Source organism: Pseudonocardia zijingensis (assembly GCF_042657305.1).
In the GTDB taxonomy this organism is placed as follows: Bacteria; Actinomycetota; Actinomycetes; order Mycobacteriales; family Pseudonocardiaceae; genus Pseudonocardia; species Pseudonocardia zijingensis.
Genome location: NZ_JBHSKO010000034.1, coordinates 35,435 through 50,342, shown reverse-complemented (window position 1 = coordinate 50,342; position 14,908 = coordinate 35,435). Strand labels below are relative to the sequence as shown.

15 protein-coding genes are annotated in these 14,908 nt (G+C 75.1%); 13 read left to right on the top strand and 2 right to left on the bottom strand.

Annotated features, from left to right (window positions below; all coding sequences use genetic code 11):
- Positions 1 to 13 precede the first annotated feature (13 nt).
- On the bottom strand, positions 14 to 3,064 hold the full coding sequence (locus tag ACFPL3_RS38175; protein ID WP_379590637.1) for an ATP-binding protein: 3,051 nt from the start codon (positions 3,062 to 3,064) through the stop codon (positions 14 to 16).
- Between the two features lie 125 nt (positions 3,065 to 3,189).
- On the opposite strand from ACFPL3_RS38175, the gene ACFPL3_RS38170 reads away from it, so the two are divergent.
- The 13 genes from ACFPL3_RS38170 to ACFPL3_RS38110 all read left to right on the top strand — a co-directional run bounded on the left by ACFPL3_RS38170 (position 3,190) and on the right by ACFPL3_RS38110 (position 13,947).
- The gene (locus ACFPL3_RS38170) at positions 3,190 to 3,405 is read left to right on the top strand and encodes a helix-turn-helix domain-containing protein (protein ID WP_142049003.1); all 216 of its coding nucleotides are present in this window, start codon (positions 3,190 to 3,192) and stop codon (positions 3,403 to 3,405) included.
- Between the two features lie 9 nt (positions 3,406 to 3,414).
- A complete protein-coding gene (locus ACFPL3_RS38165; RefSeq protein WP_343941234.1) occupies positions 3,415 to 3,987 on the top strand; it encodes a Clp protease N-terminal domain-containing protein in 573 nt (190 codons plus the stop codon).
- A gap of 25 nt (positions 3,988 to 4,012) precedes the next feature.
- Positions 4,013 to 4,765 carry a tRNA (guanosine(37)-N1)-methyltransferase TrmD gene (gene trmD, locus ACFPL3_RS38160; RefSeq protein ID WP_343941233.1) on the top strand — a complete coding sequence of 251 codons (753 nt, stop codon included), beginning with the start codon at positions 4,013 to 4,015 and terminating at the stop codon, positions 4,763 to 4,765.
- 134 nt (positions 4,766 to 4,899) lie between these two features.
- The gene (gene rplS / locus ACFPL3_RS38155) at positions 4,900 to 5,259 is read left to right on the top strand and encodes a 50S ribosomal protein L19 (protein WP_142098862.1); all 360 of its coding nucleotides are present in this window, start codon (positions 4,900 to 4,902) and stop codon (positions 5,257 to 5,259) included.
- Positions 5,260 to 5,628: 369 nt separating this feature from the next.
- Complete coding sequence (gene lepB / locus ACFPL3_RS38150) at positions 5,629 to 6,543, top strand: signal peptidase I (protein ID WP_343941245.1); 915 nt, start codon at positions 5,629 to 5,631, stop codon at positions 6,541 to 6,543.
- A gap of 39 nt (positions 6,544 to 6,582) precedes the next feature.
- Entirely contained in the window at positions 6,583 to 7,461 is an 879-nt protein-coding gene (locus ACFPL3_RS38145; protein ID WP_379590634.1) for a ribonuclease HII, read from the top strand.
- A complete protein-coding gene (locus ACFPL3_RS38140) occupies positions 7,458 to 7,781 on the top strand; it encodes a DUF2469 domain-containing protein (protein ID WP_343941231.1) in 324 nt (107 codons plus the stop codon). The genes ACFPL3_RS38145 and ACFPL3_RS38140 overlap by 4 nt, the downstream gene beginning before the upstream one ends.
- Before the next feature lie 1,033 nt (positions 7,782 to 8,814).
- Positions 8,815 to 9,171 carry a YraN family protein gene (locus ACFPL3_RS38135; RefSeq protein ID WP_343941230.1) on the top strand — a complete coding sequence of 119 codons (357 nt, stop codon included), beginning with the start codon at positions 8,815 to 8,817 and terminating at the stop codon, positions 9,169 to 9,171.
- Positions 9,171 to 10,676, top strand: a complete 1,506-nt coding sequence (locus ACFPL3_RS38130; RefSeq protein ID WP_343941229.1) for a YifB family Mg chelatase-like AAA ATPase — start codon at positions 9,171 to 9,173, stop codon at positions 10,674 to 10,676. Before ACFPL3_RS38135 ends, ACFPL3_RS38130 begins: the two co-directional genes overlap by 1 nt.
- Positions 10,673 to 11,815 (top strand): DNA-processing protein DprA, encoded by a 1,143-nt coding sequence (gene dprA / locus ACFPL3_RS38125; RefSeq protein ID WP_343941228.1) that lies wholly within the window; start codon positions 10,673 to 10,675, stop codon positions 11,813 to 11,815. Before ACFPL3_RS38130 ends, dprA begins: the two co-directional genes overlap by 4 nt.
- A 128-nt stretch (positions 11,816 to 11,943) precedes the next feature.
- Complete coding sequence (locus ACFPL3_RS38120) at positions 11,944 to 12,858, top strand: tyrosine recombinase XerC (RefSeq protein WP_343941227.1); 915 nt, start codon at positions 11,944 to 11,946, stop codon at positions 12,856 to 12,858.
- Positions 12,833 to 13,669: a FliA/WhiG family RNA polymerase sigma factor gene (locus tag ACFPL3_RS38115; protein WP_343941226.1), complete on the top strand. Its 837-nt coding sequence runs from the start codon at positions 12,833 to 12,835 to the stop codon at positions 13,667 to 13,669. The genes ACFPL3_RS38120 and ACFPL3_RS38115 overlap by 26 nt, the downstream gene beginning before the upstream one ends.
- Before the next feature lie 149 nt (positions 13,670 to 13,818).
- Positions 13,819 to 13,947, top strand: coding sequence for a hypothetical protein (locus ACFPL3_RS38110; protein ID WP_379590630.1), 129 nt, complete (start codon positions 13,819 to 13,821; stop codon positions 13,945 to 13,947).
- A 167-nt stretch (positions 13,948 to 14,114) separates the two neighbouring features.
- Here ACFPL3_RS38110 and ACFPL3_RS38105 read toward each other — a convergent pair whose 3' ends face one another.
- Positions 14,115 to 14,786 (bottom strand): M23 family metallopeptidase, encoded by a 672-nt coding sequence (locus ACFPL3_RS38105; protein WP_343940378.1) that lies wholly within the window; start codon positions 14,784 to 14,786, stop codon positions 14,115 to 14,117.
- Between the last annotated feature and the right edge of the window lie 122 nt (positions 14,787 to 14,908).

The following is a 14,908-nucleotide window of genomic DNA, read 5'->3' as shown; positions in this document are numbered from 1 at the left end:
GCAGCGTTCCCGATCAGGCAGTCACGCGGGCCCGCAGCCACGGGGCGTCGAGGGCGTCGGCCGCCGCGAGGGCGCGCCGCGCGCTCCGGGCCGCCCCCGCGCCGTCACCCGCGGCGGCGCGCAGCTCGGCGTCGATGCGCAGGAGCTCGGGCAGCAGGTAGCGCTGGCCGCTCTCCTCGGTGCGGGCGAGGCCCTCGGCCACGGCCGCCCGCGCCGAGGCCACGTCGCCCAGGCGCAGGTGCGCGCGGGCGAGCAGCGACAGAGCGAGCGTCAGGTGCAGCGGCTGGTCGACGCGGAACCGCTCCACGGCCTCGCGGATGGACACGACGCCGCGCGGGTCGCCGTCGCACACGTCGCGCCAGCCGCGCAGCAGCTGTGCGACCACCGCGAAGTAGCCGATCCGCATCGTGCGCGTGACGGTGTCCAGCGCGCCGACCGTGTCGTGCAGGTCGCGCAGGCCGGGTTCGAGCGCGGCGAGGATGGCGTCGAACGCCCGCACGTACCCGGTGGTCATGGGGTCGTCGAGTTCCGCGGCCACGCGCAGCGCCTCGCGCATCGTCGCGTCGGCGTCGGCCGCCCGGCCGCGGAACAGCTGGGTGAGGGCGAGCCGGGACAGGCACACCCCGAGGGGGTCCTGGGCGTAGCGCGCGATGTGCAGCGGCGCGTCCTCGGGGCGGTAGCGGTCGATGGCGGCCTGCAGCCTGCGTTCGGCCTCGCCGAGGTCGCCGCGCCAGAACGCGGTGACGCCGAGCACGTACTCGCCCTCGGTGCGGGCGGTGCGGTCGGCGTCGTCGGCGAGCAGTTCCGCGCCCAGCGCGGCGGCCCGGTCGAGCCGCAGGGTGGCGACGGCGTGCAGCGCCAGGCCGCGCAGCACCGCGGGCCCGGGGCGTCGCCCGAGCTTGCGGTGCAGGGTGAGGGCGCGCTCGTAGCAACGCAGCACCTCCGGGGCGCCGTACCCGCGCCGGGCGACCAACGGCACCCCCAGCGCGGCGCGCAGCCGCAGCTCCACCTCGTCGCGTGCCGTCCCGCGCGGGGACTCCTCGAGCAGCAGCAGGGCCCGTTCGAGCAACGCGATGCAGTCGTCGAGGGCGAAGACGCGGTGGGCGTGGCGCGCCGCCCGCTCGTACGCCTCCACCGCGAGCCTGTCCAGCCCCGCGCGGGCGTAGTGGACGGCGAGGCGGGCGCTCACCGGGTCGAGGTCGGCCGCGTGGTGCGCCGCGATGGCCTCCGCCACGCGACGGTGCAGGGTGCGCCGCCGCGCGGGGCTGATCCGCTCGAGGGCCACGTCGCGCACCCGGTCGTGGGTGAAGTCGTAGGCCGGGCCGCGCTCGCGGACGACGTGGTGCTCCCAGAGCTCGTCCAGGTCCTCGGTGATCTCGTCCTCGGTGCGGCCCGCCGCGGTCGCGAGCACGGCAGCCGGGAATTCGCGCCCGATCGTCGCCGCCACCTCGGCGAGCCGGCGCGCCCCGGGGGAGAGGTGGTCCAGGCGTGCGGTGATCACGGCGTGGACGGTCGGGGTGAGCGCCACCCGCCCGGTCCGCCCGCGGCCGAAGCCCGCACGCAGCGCCTCGAGGACGAAGAGCGGGTTCCCCTCGGTCTCCTGCCACAGCCGCGCCGCCAGGTCGGGGTGCAGCGGCTGCTCCTCGACGCGCGCCGCCATCTCGGCCGTGGCGGCGGGGCCGAGCGGCCCGAGCGCGATGGTCGAGACGGCGCCGGTGGCGCACTGGCGCAGCCGCGCCGCGGCCCGGGCCCCTGCGGAGTCCTCCATCCGCGCCGTGCCGGCGATCAGCAACGGCGCCGTCGGGGCGCTCTGCACGAGGTAGCCGCAGAGGTCGAGCGTGTCGGCGTCGCACCACTGCAGGTCGTCGACGACGAGCAGCAGCGGCCGCCCGGTGGCGAGGAGCCCGCGGCGGACGGCGTCGAGGAGGCGGTGGCGGCGGCCGACGTCGTCCGCGGGTGGTTCGGGCAGCCGCGGGTGCCTGGTCGCGAGCTCGGGCAGCAACCGGGAGAGCTCGATCAGGTGCGCGTCGCCGAGGGTGTCGAGACCGGCCCGCACCGGGTCGGAGCGCAGCCAGTCGATCACCGGCCCCCACGGCGGGCGGCCCGCGGCCTCGTAGGCCCGGCCCGCGGCCACGGCGTGCCCGCTCGCGGCCACCCGGTGGGCCAGCTCCTCCACGAGCCTGGTCTTCCCGATGCCCGCCTCGCCGGTGACGATCAGGATCCTGGCCCGGCCGCGGGCGGCCTCGCGCCAGGCCGCATCGGCCTCCCGGCACTCGACGCAGCGCCCGACCAGCGGCGGCCCGGGGTGGGTGCCGCGGCCCGGTCCGCGCAGGCGCTCCGCGACGGCCGTCGTGGCGGGCTCGGGGACGACGCCGAGGTCGTGGGCCAGTGCCGCGGCGAGCCGGTCGTAGACGCGTAGCGCCTCGCTGCGCTCGCCCTGCCGCGCCAGTGCGGCCATCAGCAGGCGGCACGCCGGCTCGTGCAGCTCGTCGATCGCGAGCAGGCGCCGCGCGTACCGCAGCACCGCGTCGTCGCGGCCCTCGGCCTGGGCTCCGGCCGCGAGCCCGGCGAGCTGCTCGACGGCGAGGCGGCGCAGCCGCTCGCGCACGGCCACGGTCCAGTCGTCCTCGCAGGCGGGCAGCAGGTCGCCGCCGTAGCAGTCCGCGGCGGCCTCGGCGTCGCCGCGGTCGACGGCCTCGGTGAAGGCGCGGACGTCGAGCCACACGTCCGGCGAGCCGCGCCACCGCACCGCGCGCCCGCCGGTGTCCAGCGCCTCGCCGGGCAGGGCCCTGCGCAGGTCGTGGAGCAGCTTGCGCAGGTTGGTGCGGGCCTGCGCGGTGCCGGAGTCGGGCCACAGGGCGCAGGCCAGCCGGTCGCGGGGCACGCCTGCGTCGCCTGCGAGCGCCACCCGTGCGAGGAGCTGCTGGGGGCGGGGCCCGGTGAGCTCGGGCAGCACGGCCCCGTCGGCGGTGGCGGAGGGCGCTCCGAGCAGCCGGATGAGCACGCGCCCGACCCCGCCGCTCGGCGGGCGGCGGGTGGACCGGGTGGCGCTCTGAGCGGGCACGGCGTTCCCTCCGTGCGGGGCGGGCGTCCAGTGCACTCGGGGACGGGTGGTGCGCGCAACGGCCGTTCGGCGGAGAACTGTCAACTCAGGTTGACAGTTCCGGCGTGTCAACGTAGGTTGACAGCATGAGTGATGCGACGAAGGTCGCGGCGGCGGCGTCCAGCAGGGACCCGGCCGTCGGGTTGGCGGCGGTGGCGTCCCTGCGGGGACTGCTGGAGTCGCTGGAGGAGCTGCAGGTCTCCAACGCGCGGTCCCAGGGGTGGTCCTGGCAGCAGATCGCGGACGCGCTGCACGTGAGCCGCCAGGCCGTGCACAAGAAGTACCGCCGGTACGGGTTCTGAGGGGACGAGATGTTCGAACGATTCACACGTGAGGCCCGCCAGGTCGTGGTCGAGGCGCAGGAGGAGGCGCGCCACCGCGCCGCGGACGAGATCCGCACCGAGCACCTGCTCGCCGCGATCTACTCCGTGCGCGACGAGGTGGCCCTCGCCGTGCTCGACGAGCTGGGCGTCGACGAGGCGGACGCGCTGCAGGCCGTCGCCGGGCTGCGGCCCGGCCCGAGCCCGTCCCTCGACGCCGAGGCGCTCTCGGCGATCGGCATCGACCTCGACGAGGTGCGCCGCCAGGTCGAGGAGGCGTTCGGGCCCGGCGCGCTCGACCGCACCCGGGCCGCCCACGGCGGCCGGTCGCCGCGGCTCTTCGGGCACATCCCCTTCGAGGGCCAGGCCAAGAAGGCCCTCGAGCTCGCGCTGCGCGAGGCGATCCACCTGCGGCACGACCAGATCGGCGCCGCGCACATCCTGCTCGGCCTGATCCACACCGAGGGCGGGGCCGCCCACCACGTCCTGGCCGAGCGAGGGGTGCGGCTGGAAGCGGCGCGGGCGGTCGTCGAGCGGCTCGTGCGGAGCCGCAAGGCAGGCTGACGGCGGCGCCTGGCAGCATCCGCTCGTGCGGATCGACGTCATCACGATCTTCCCCGGCTACCTGGCCCCGCTGCGCGAGGCGCTGCTGGGCCGTGCGATCGGCGCCGGGATCGTCGAGCTCGCCGTGCACGACCTGCGCGACTGGACCCACGACGTCCACCAGGCCGTGGACGACTCCCCGTACGGCGGCGGCCCCGGCATGGTGATGCGCCCCCAGGTGTGGGGCGAGGCGCTCGACGCCGTGCTGGAGCTCGACCAACGGGCGCCGCGCATCGTGGTGCCCACCCCGGCCGGGCGGCCGTTCACGCAGGCCACGGCGCAGGAATGGGCGGGTGACGAGCGGCTGCTGTTCGCCTGCGGCCGCTACGAGGGCATCGACCAGCGCGTCGTCGACGACGCCCGCCGCCGCGGCCTGCAGGTGGACGAGGTGAGCATCGGCGACTACGTGCTGGTCGGCGGCGAGGTGGCGGTGCTGGTGATGGTGGAGGCGGTGGCCCGGCTCCTGCCCGGGGTGCTGGGCAACCCCGCCTCCGCCCAGCAGGACTCCTTCTCCGACGGCCTGCTCGAGGGTCCGGCCTACACGCGCCCGGAGGTGTGGCGCGGGCTCGCCGTCCCGGAGGTCCTGCGCAGCGGCAACCACGCCCGGATCGCCCGCTGGCGGCGCGACCGCGCGCTCGAACGCACGGCGCAGCGACGCCCCGATCTGCTCTCCGCTCTCCCCGACGACGCCCTCGACGATGCCGATCGCGCCTTCCTCGCGCAGCTGCGGGACGGGTGAGTGCGCCCCGCGATCGCGCGTCTGGCACTATGGACTGGTTGCCCGAGCCCCAACGGGCCTGCCCGGCGCCTCGACGTGACATCGAACGGCGCCCCCGCACGACCGCTATCACGCACCGAGGACGGATCTTCGCGATGAACACCCTGGACGCACTGGACGCACAGCTGCTGCGCTCCGACATCCCCGCTTTCCGGCCGGGCGACACGCTCAAGGTGCACGTGAAGGTCATCGAGGGCAACCGGTCCCGGATCCAGGTCTTCCAGGGCGTCGTGATCCGGCGCCAGGGTTCCGGGGCCCGCGAGACCTTCACCGTCCGCAAGGTCTCGTTCGGTGTCGGCGTCGAGCGCACCTTCCCGGTGCACTCCCCGAACATCGACAAGATCGAGGTCTTCACCCGCGGTGACGTTCGCCGCGCCAAGCTCTACTACCTCCGTGAGCTGCGCGGCAAGGCCGCGAAGATCAAGGAGAAGCGCGAGACCACGTCCGCGTCCTGACCGACCGGGCGCCGTTGCCGTAGCCTCGTTGGCGTGGCCCTTTCTGAGCTCCCCGACGACCGGCGGGCCGCACCTCCGCGGCTCTCCGCGTCGGAGCCGTTCGCGCCGCGAGACCAGGGACCCGTCCCGCCCCGGCGTGCTCAGCGCGACCCCCGGGCGCCCCGGCACGGGCGCCACGGCGGCGGGCCCACCGGCAACGGGGCGGCTCCCGACGTCGGCCCGAACGGTGTCGGGCAGAACGGCGCGCGCAGCGGGCCGCCTCCGGGACGCGTCCCACCGCCGCAGCCGCCGCGGCGGGCGCCGGAGGACGACGAGCCCACCGTCGTCATCGACGGCACGGTTCCCCCCGCCGACCCCGGCTCGGGGGAGGTGCCGGGCCGCCACCGCCGCCGCGCGGGCGCCACGCCGGGGAGCAGGCCGGCGTCGGAGTACAAGGAGCAGATCGAGGCCAGCGGGCGCAAGCTGCGTCCCGGCCGGCGCAGGCGGCCCACGTTCTGGAAGGAACTCCCGATCCTGATCGTGGTGGCGCTCGCCCTCACGTTCCTGATCCAGACGTTCCTCGCGAAGGTCTACGTCATCCCGTCCGGGTCGATGGAGACCACGCTGCACGGCTGCACCGGCTGCAACAACGACCGCGTGCTCGTCGACAAGATCACCTACCGCTTCACCGACCCCGCCCCCGGCGACGTCGTCGTGTTCCGGGGGCCGGACAGCTGGAGCAGCGAGATCGAGATTGACGAGCCGCGCAACGCGGTGGTGCGCGGGCTGCAGCTGTTCGGCTCGCTGATCGGGCTCGCCCCGCCCGACGAGAAGGACTTCGTCAAGCGGGTCATCGCCGTGGGCGGCCAGACCGTGCAGTGCTGCGACTCCCGCGGTCAGGTCATGGTCGACGGCCAGTCGCTCAACGAGCCGTACATCTTCTACCTGCCCGAAGCCGGCCCGCCCAAGCAGGCCTCGTTCGGTCCCGTCACCGTGCCCGAGGGGCAGCTCTGGATGATGGGTGACAGCCGCAACAACTCGGCCGACTCGCGCATGCCCGACCACGGCGCGGTGCCCGTCGAGAACGTGATCGGCCAGGCCCGCATGATCGTGCTGCCGTTCGACCGGTTCGCCTGGGTGGCAGCGCAGAACCCACAGGTCGCCGCCGTCGGCATGGCGGGCGACGCGGCCGCCGGTGCGCCGCTCGCCCTGGGCCTGCTCGGGGCGGCGCCGCTGGCCGTGCTGCGCCGCCGCCGCGACCGCCACCTGCTGGATCCGCCGTTCCTCCCGGACCGGCGACCCTGAGCGCACGTGCGTTCACCGCCTGGCGCAGACTGCTCCTCGATGGCCGCACGACCTGTACCCCACCGGCGGGCGCGCCGCCGCCCGGTGCGCCCCACGCTGCCGCCCGAGTTGCGCCCGGCCCGCGCCGTGGTGCGGCGCTCGGGCAGCTGGACGCTGCAGAGCACCCTCCACCGGCACGGTCTCGGGCCGGTCGCCGGCGTCGACGAGGCGGGCCGCGGCGCCTGCGCGGGCCCGCTCGTCGTGGCCGCGTGCGTGCTGCGCCCCGGTGACGCCAAGCGGCTGGAGGGCCTCACCGACTCGAAACTCCTCACGCCCGCGGCCCGCGAGGAGTACTACACGCTGATCCGGAAACGGGCCGAGGACCTGTCCGTCGTCGTGATCCCGCCGGAGGAGGTCGACCGCCGAGGCGTGCACATCGCCAACGTCGAGGGGATGCGCCGGGCCGTCGCCGGGCTCTCCACCGTGCCCGGCTACGTGCTCACCGACGGGTTCGCGGTGCGCGGCTTCGGCACGCCTGCCCTCGCCGTGCAGAAGGGCGACCAGGTCGCCGCGTGCGTGGCGGCGGCGTCCGTGCTCGCCAAGGTCACCCGGGATCGGATCATGGTCGAGCTCGACCGCGAGTTCCCCCAGTACGGCTTCGCCGAGCACAAGGGCTACTGCACCCCCGTGCACGACGAGGCGATGCTCACGCACGGCCCCAGCCGGGTGCACCGCTACTCGTTCGTGAACGTGCGCGCGGCCCGTGACGGCATCCGCCCACCCGTCACGGCCCACGGCGAGGACGTGTTCGACGACGATCCGATGGACGAGGACCCGATCGAGGCAGGCCTGGGGGAGGACCTCCCGGAGGGTCTGGTCCACAATGGGGCGCTGGCCGTCGGGTCGTCCGAGGGTTCCAGAGGAGGGGTAGCACCGTGAGCGCCGAGGATCTCGAGAAGTACGAGACCGAGATGGAGCTCACGCTCTACAAGGAGTACCGGGACATCGTGGCCCAGTTCTCCTACGTCGTCGAGACGGAGCGTCGCTTCTACCTGGCCAACTCGGTGGATGTCGCCGCCCGCAACGCCGACGGGGAGATCTACTTCGAGGTCCGGATGTCCGATGCGTGGGTGTGGGACATGTACCGGCCGGCACGGTTCGTCAAGAACGTGCGGGTGCTGACGTTCAAGGACGTCAACGTCGAGGAGCTCGAGAAGCCCGACCTGCGGTTGCCGGAGGGCAACCAGTTCGGCACGTAGGGTCCCGGGCGCGCCCGGGGAGTTCAGGAAAGCCACATCCAGGGCCTTAGCGGCCCTGAATGTGGCTTTCCTGAACTCCGGTGGGGTGGTGGCGAGCGACCGCGTCGGGTCCTCGAGTCGGACTCTGCTGTCGCCGCGTCGTGGCGTTCTGTCGGGTGTACCGACCGGTGCACGCCGCGCTGGACGGTGGTCTACGGCGCATGATCCGTCCGAGCCGCACACTGCTGTCGTCGTGGCGACGGTGTCGTGCTTCTGGATTCGGGTTTCCCGGGCGAGTCGCACGCGGGTGTTGTCGCCGCGGCGGTGGGGTGCGGTTCGGTTCGTTGGTGGCGGGGTGGGTGTGCCGACCGTGCTCGCCCGCGTCTCATCCACCTGGCGAGCCGCACGCTGCTGTTGTCGCCGCGACCGCGGGGTGCTGTTCAGTTCGTTGGTGGCGGGATGGGGCGCGCCGACCGCGCTCGCCCGCCTCTGAGAACCGCGCGAGCCGCACACCGCTGTCGTCGTGGCGACGGTGTCGTGCTTCTCGACACGGGTTCCCGGCGCGAGCCGCACGCGGGTGTTGTCGTCGCGACGGTGGGGTGCTGCTCGGGTCGTTGGTGGCGGGGTGGGTGTGTCGCGCTCGCCCGCGCCTCACCCACCTGGCGAGCCGCGCACCGCTGTCGTCGTGGCGACTGTGAAGTGCTTCTCGACACGGCTTCCCGGCGCGAGCCGCACGCGGGTGTTGTCGCCGCAGCAGTGGGGTGCTGTTCAGGTCGTTGGTGGCGGGGTGGCCGTGCCCACCGTCCTCGCCCGCCCGTAACCAACCCTCGAGCCGCACCCCGCTTCTGCCTCGGCGACCGTGACGTGCTGCCGGGTGGATCGCGGGCCGCCGCGCCCTCCCGGCCGTGCGTGTCTTGAGATCCACCTGCGTCGATGCGCCCCACACCGACATCCTCGGCCTGGCAGAGCCGTGGTTGTCCACCTCGTGCCCCGGTTGTCCACAGTTCATCGGCCGGCCTGTCCGTACACCCCCGGTCCGCCGATCGTTGTCGGTATGGCAGCGAAGGACGTGCTCGGGCGCCGCGGTGAGGACCTCGCGGCCCGGTACCTCGAGCAACGGGGTCTGGTGATCCTCTCGCGCAACTGGCGGTGCCGCCACGGCGAGATCGATCTCGTGGCCACCGACTCCGACCGGCTCGTGGTCTGCGAGGTCAAGACCCGCTCGAGCACCTGGTTCGGCGAGCCGGCGGAGGCGGTCGACGCGCGCAAGGTGTCCCGCATCCGCCTGGTCACCAACGCCTGGCTGCAGGCCCACCAGGTGCGCTGGGTGCCGGTGCGGTTCGACGTGCTCGCCGTGGTGGCCGAGCCGGGCGCTCCCGTCGTCGTCCACCACTACGAGGCGGCGTTCTGATGCCCATCGCGCGCGCCTACTCGGTGGCCCTGGTCGGGGTCGACGGCCACGTCGTGGAGATCGAAGCCGACGTCGGCAAGGGCCTTCCCAAGTTCCACCTGCTCGGATTGCCCGACGCCGCGCTGAACGAATCGAAGGACCGCGTGCGTGCGGCGGTGGTCAACACGGGGTTCACCTGGACCAACGAGAAGATCGTGCTGGCGCTCTCGCCCGCCAACCTGCGCAAGACCGGCAGCGGGTTCGACGTCGCCCTCGCCTGTGCGATTCTCGGCGCGGGCGAGGTGTTGCCGCAGCCGGAGCTCGACGGCACGGTCCTGATGGGCGAGCTGGCACTCGACGGCCGGCTCCGGCCGGTGCGCGGCCTGCTGCCGTGCCTGATCGCCGCGCGCGACGCGGGCATGCGGCGCGCGGTGGTGCCGGCGGCGATGCTGGCCGAGGCCGGGTTGGTGGAGGGCCTCGAGGTCCACGGCGCCACGTGCCTCGCTGATGTGCTGGATTTCCTCCGCACCGGGTCCGCGCTGCGCAGGCCGGAGCCGCTCGGCGACGACGAGGTGGCCGAGCCGCCCGACCTCGCCGACGTCGTCGGACAGGACGACGCGCGGCACGCCATCGAGATCGCGGCGGCGGGCGGCCACCACGTCCTGCTGGTCGGGCCGCCGGGCACGGGCAAGACGATGCTCGCGCAGCGGTTCGTCGGCCTGCTCCCACGGCTGCAGCCGCAGGAGGCGCTGGCGCTCGCCGCCGTGCGGTCGGTGGCCGGTCGGCTGCCCCCGGGCCAGGCGCTCACCACGGTGCCTCCGTTCGTCGCGCCCCACCACTCCAGTTCCATGGCCGCGCTGCTCGGCGGTGGCTCCGGGGTGCCGCGGCCGGGTGCGGTGTCGCTCGCCCACCGCGGGGTGCTCTTCCTCGACGAGGCACCGGAGTGGGGCGCGAGCCTGCTCGACTCGCTGCGCACCCCGCTGGAGGAGGGCGAGGTCCGGCTGGCGCGGGCCGAGGGCACCGTGCAGTACCCGGCCCGGTTCCAGCTCGTGCTCGCGGCCAACCCCTGCCCCTGCGCTCCCGCCCACGACCGCGACTGCGTCTGCCCCTCGCTCGTGCGCCGCCGCTACCTCGGCCGGCTGTCCGGCCCGTTGCTCGACCGCGTCGACCTGCGGGCCCGCATGTTCCCGGTCACCGCGCTCACCGCCACCGGCCAGGGTGAGGACACCGCCTCCGTGCGGGCGCGCGTGCTCGCCGCGCGCGCCGCGGCCGCCGAGCGGTGGGGCGCCCTCGGGTGGCGCACCAACGCCGAGGTGCCCGGGCCCGTGCTGCGCACCCGGTTCGCGCTGCCGCGTAGCGCGATCCGCCCCCTCGACGCCGGCCTGAGGTCAGGGCAGCTCACGGCGCGGGGAGCCGACCGGGCGTTGCGCGTGGCCTGGACGCTGGCCGATCTCGCCGGCCACGACCGGCCTGACGCCGACCTCGTCGAGACGGCGCTCTACTTCCGCGACCGGAGGGCGGCATGAACGAGCAGATCCTGCTGGCGCGGGCGTACCTGTCGCGGGTGGCCGAGCCGCCCGCTCCCGCGCTGGCCGCCTTCGTGGCGCAGGCCGGGCCGGTCGAGGCGGCGGCGCGGGTGTTCGACGGGCGCGTCGAGGAGGCGGTGGCCGCCGAGACCGGCGTCCGGCGGTCCGTGCACCGGCCGCAGGCCGACCTCGACGCCGCTGCGGCAGCGGGCGCCCGGCTGATCACACCAGAACACCCGGAATGGCCCGCGGAGGCGATCGAGGCGTTCGAGGTGGTGGGCTCGGCCCAGCTCGCCCCGCCGTTGGCGCTCTGGGTGCGCGGCCCTGCCCGGCTCGACGAGCTGTGCGGCCACGCCGTCGCCGTGGTCGGGGCCCGGGCGGCCACGAGTTACGGCGCCCACGTTGCCGGCGAGCTCGGGTCGGGGCTCGCCGACCGCGGGTGCACCGTCGTCTCCGGTGCCGCCATCGGGATCGACGGCGCCGCCCACCGCGGTGCTCTCGCCGTGGAGGGCGCCACCGTGGCGGTGCTCGCGTGCGGTGTCGACCGCGCCTACCCCGCGTCCCACGAGCTGCTGCTGGAGCGGATCGCCGCGAGCGGGCTCGTGGTCAGCGAGTACCCGCCCGGCGGTGTGCCGGGGCGGCACCGCTTCCTCGTGCGCAACCGGCTGATCGCCGGGCTCGCCACCGGCACCGTCGTCGTCGAGGCCGGCCTGCGCAGCGGTGCGCAGCGCACGGCGTCCGACGCGCTGGCGCTCGGGCGCACCGTCATGGCGGTGCCGGGGCCGGTCACGTCGGCGATGTCGGCGGGGTGCCACCGCCTCGTCCGCGACGGCGCCCTGCTGGTCACCCGGAGCGACGAGGTGCTGGAGGCGGTGGCACCGATCGGTGCACACCTCGCCGGCGGTCCCGAGCCGCAAGGGGACCGGCCCACCGATGGGCTCGGCCCCCGGGCGGCCCTCGTCCACGACGCCCTGCCGGCCCGTGCCGCGCGCGACACCCGATGGCTCGCGCTGGAGTCCGGGGTGCCGATCGGCGACGTCCGCAGCGCGTTGATCACGCTCGAGCGCCGCGGGCTCGTGGAGCACTGCGCGGGCCGCTGGCGCCGCAGGCAAGCGGAGGGAGGTGAGGCCGTGGTGTGAGCGGTCGGCGCCGGCGGCGCCGGGCCGCGGGACTCCGCTCGGTAGCGGCGCGGCCGGGGCCCGGCCACGGGTGGGTGATTGCCGATGTGTCACTTGACCGGGGGACTCCGGGCGAGCACCGTCGATTGGTGCCTTCCCTGCCAGAGCTCGCGCCCGGGCCGGCGGCCGCGCTGGAGGCGTTCCTGCAGCATCTGGCGTTGGAGCGCGGGCGGTCCGCGCACACCGTGCGGGCCTACCGGGGTGATCTCACGGGCCTTCTCGGCGGCCTGGACGAGCTCGAGGGCCTGGACCTGCCGAGGTTGCGGAGCTGGCTCGCGGCGGGGCACGAGGCGGGGTTGGGGCGGGCCACGCTCGCACGTCGCGGCGCCGCGGCGCGCAGCTTCACCGCGTGGGCCCACCGCACCGGGCGCCTGCCCGACGATCCCGGGGCGCGGCTGGTGACGCCCCGGCCGCGGCGGGAGCTGCCCGCGGTCCCGACCGTGCAGCAGACCGGCGCGGTGCTCGACGCGGCCGGCAACGGTGCGGCCGAGGAGCACCCGGTGGCACTGCGCGACCTGCTCGTGCTGGAACTCCTGTACGCGACCGGGGTGCGGGTGGCGGAGCTGTGCGGGCTCGACCTCGACGACGTCGACCCGGACCGGCGGGCCCTGCGCGTCGTGGGCAAGGGCGACCACGAACGCACCGTCGTCTACGGGGTGCCCGCCTCAGACGCGCTGCGGCGCTGGCTCGCCGTCGGCCGGCCCGCTCTGGCAAGGCCCGGGTCGCCGCCCGCGTTGCTGCTGGGTGCCCGCGGCGGCCGGCTCGACCCACGCGTCGCGCGGCGCGTGGTCCACCAGGCCCTCGGTGCGGTGCCCGGCGCGCCGGACGTCGGGCCGCACGGCCTCCGGCACGCGGCGGCCACGCACATGTTGGAGGGCGGCGCGGACCTCCGTTACGTACAGGAGTTGCTCGGTCACGCTAAGCTAGCAACCACTCAGCTCTACACGCAGGTCACGGTCGAGCGGCTGAAGGTGGTACATGAGCAGGCGCACCCGCGGGCATGACGTCCTCCCGGCCCCGTCTGCGCAGCTCAGAACGGCGGCCGCGATGGTGCACGCCCCGGTGGCGCCGGCGACGCCGGCAGTGGTGGACGAGCTGTGGGCGGCCTACCTGACCGATCGGTCCCGGGTGCTGCGCGACCGGCTCGTGGTCCACTACACGCCGCTGCTGCGCGCCGTGGCGCACCGGCTCGGCAGCGCTCTGCCCTCCTACGTGGAGGTGGCCGACCTGGTGCAGTGCGGGGTGTTCGGGCTCATCGATGCGGTGGAGCGGTTCGACCCCGAGCGCAGCCCCCGGTTCGAGAGCTACGCCGTGGCGCGCATCCGCGGCGCGATCCTCGACGAGCTGCGCGCGCAGGACTGGGTGCCGCGCACGGTGCGCGGGCGGGTGCGCGAGCTGGAGCGGGCGCAGGAGCGGCTGGAGGCCAGGCTCCGGCGCGCGGCCACCGACGCCGAGCTCGCTCAGGAGCTGGGCCTTCCGGTACAGGAGGTGCGGCTGCTCAGCAGGCAGACGCAGCTGATCAGCGTGGAGGCGCTCGACGAGAGCAGTGGCGGGGTGTCGGAACTGCTCGCCGACGACGACGCACCCGACCCGATGGCGGTGGTGCAGGCCGCGGAGACGCTGCGGCAGCTCGCTGTGGCCGTGGAGCAGCTCGAGCAGCGCGACCGCGACGTGGTGCGCCTCTACTACCTGGAGAACCGCACGCTCGCCGAGATCGGCCGGCTCCTCGGGGTGACCGAGTCGCGCGTGTGCCAGCTGCACACCCGGCTGGTGGGGCGCCTGCGCGGGCGGCTGGAGGAGCTCGCGGCGGGCTGAGCCCCGGTCGACACGCTCGCCGCGGCGGGCGACGCGCGGCGCGCGGCGCGCGGCGCGCGGCGCGCGGCGGGCGGCGTGCGACCGGCATTGTCACCGGCACCACCTGCGGCGCCGACACCACCTGCGCCACCGGTGGCGGTGTCAAGGGCATGATCACGGTTCTGGCGCGTTATCGGGCGTTTTCGACCCGGGAATGCGCCAGCTTCCTGATCACGGGCGTGGCGACGCCCGAAATTGCGCCCGAGCGCATCGATCAAGGGGAAAAGGTCGCTGGATGATCTTCGGGAGCGGCCATCTCGCCTTGATCGCGCGAAACCTCGGCCCGCAGCTGTCGCGTCCAGGGGAGCAGCCGCCTGGTGGCGCCAGCGCCTGTGGCAATCGCACCTCATGGCTCCAGCTCGGTTCCCGGCTGCGCCTCCGGCTGAGGCTCCACCTCCGGTAGCGCCTATGCCTGCGGATGCTGCTGTGCACGCGGCTCCGGCTCCGGCGCCGCCTGGGCCTCTGCCTCCGGCACCGGGAGCAGCCGCACCCGGGGTGGGCGGAGGAGCACCAGCGGGTCCAGGTACTCCTGGGCCCCGCGGCGCACGCCCCAGTGCAGGCAGACCGCAGCGGGGCAACCAGGGTGGCCGGGCTCGAGCTGCCCGAGCACGTCGCCAGCTCGGACCACCGCGCCGGGGCGCACCGCGGGGCGGACCGGTTCGTAGGTGGTGCGCAGCCCGTCGTCGTGGTCGACCGACACCACGGTGCGCGTGCCCACCGGGCCGGCGAAGACGACGGTGCCCGCCCGGGCCGCGAGCACCGGTTGGCCTGCGGCGCCCACGAGGTCGACGCCGCGGTGACCGCGTCCGTACGGGTGGGGCGGCGCCCGGAACCGCGTGGCGATCACAGGCACGGGGAGGAGCGGCCAGGCGTACCGCGCTCCGGGGGCGGGGACGCCTGCGCTGTCGGGTGGAGGTGCAGGTGGGGGTGCCTGTGCGCTGCCGCCAGGAGGCGCGACGGGGGAGGCGCCCGCCGGTGCCGCGAGCAGCACGGTGAGGCCGAGGACCGCGACCAGCCGCGACACGGCCCGGGCGATCGGGCGTGCTGCGCGCGGGGGTCGGAGGTGGACGGGGGTCACGGGATCAGGGTGGGCGGGGGAGGGGAGGTGTGGTGGGTGGTGGCCGTGGTTGTGGATGGTTCGGGGTGAGGTGGACAAGCTGCGGGACGCGCCTTCGGGACGGTTCCGGTCGCGGCGTACAC

Bases quoted from the DNA above. Each gene is read 5' to 3' on its own strand.
- ACFPL3_RS38170 (WP_142049003.1), top strand. From the start codon at position 3,190: ATGAGTGATGCGACGAAGGTCGCGGCGGCGGCGTCCAGCAGGGACCCG.
- ACFPL3_RS38165 (WP_343941234.1), top strand. From the start codon at position 3,415: ATGTTCGAACGATTCACACGTGAGGCCCGCCAGGTCGTGGTCGAGGCG.
- rplS (WP_142098862.1), top strand. From the start codon at position 4,900: ATGAACACCCTGGACGCACTGGACGCACAGCTGCTGCGCTCCGACATC.
- ACFPL3_RS38145 (WP_379590634.1), top strand. From the start codon at position 6,583: ATGGCCGCACGACCTGTACCCCACCGGCGGGCGCGCCGCCGCCCGGTG.
- ACFPL3_RS38135 (WP_343941230.1), top strand. From the start codon at position 8,815: ATGGCAGCGAAGGACGTGCTCGGGCGCCGCGGTGAGGACCTCGCGGCC.
- ACFPL3_RS38130 (WP_343941229.1), top strand. From the start codon at position 9,171: ATGCCCATCGCGCGCGCCTACTCGGTGGCCCTGGTCGGGGTCGACGGC.
- dprA (WP_343941228.1), top strand. From the start codon at position 10,673: ATGAACGAGCAGATCCTGCTGGCGCGGGCGTACCTGTCGCGGGTGGCC.
- ACFPL3_RS38115 (WP_343941226.1), top strand. From the start codon at position 12,833: ATGAGCAGGCGCACCCGCGGGCATGACGTCCTCCCGGCCCCGTCTGCG.
- ACFPL3_RS38110 (WP_379590630.1), top strand. From the start codon at position 13,819: ATGATCACGGTTCTGGCGCGTTATCGGGCGTTTTCGACCCGGGAATGC.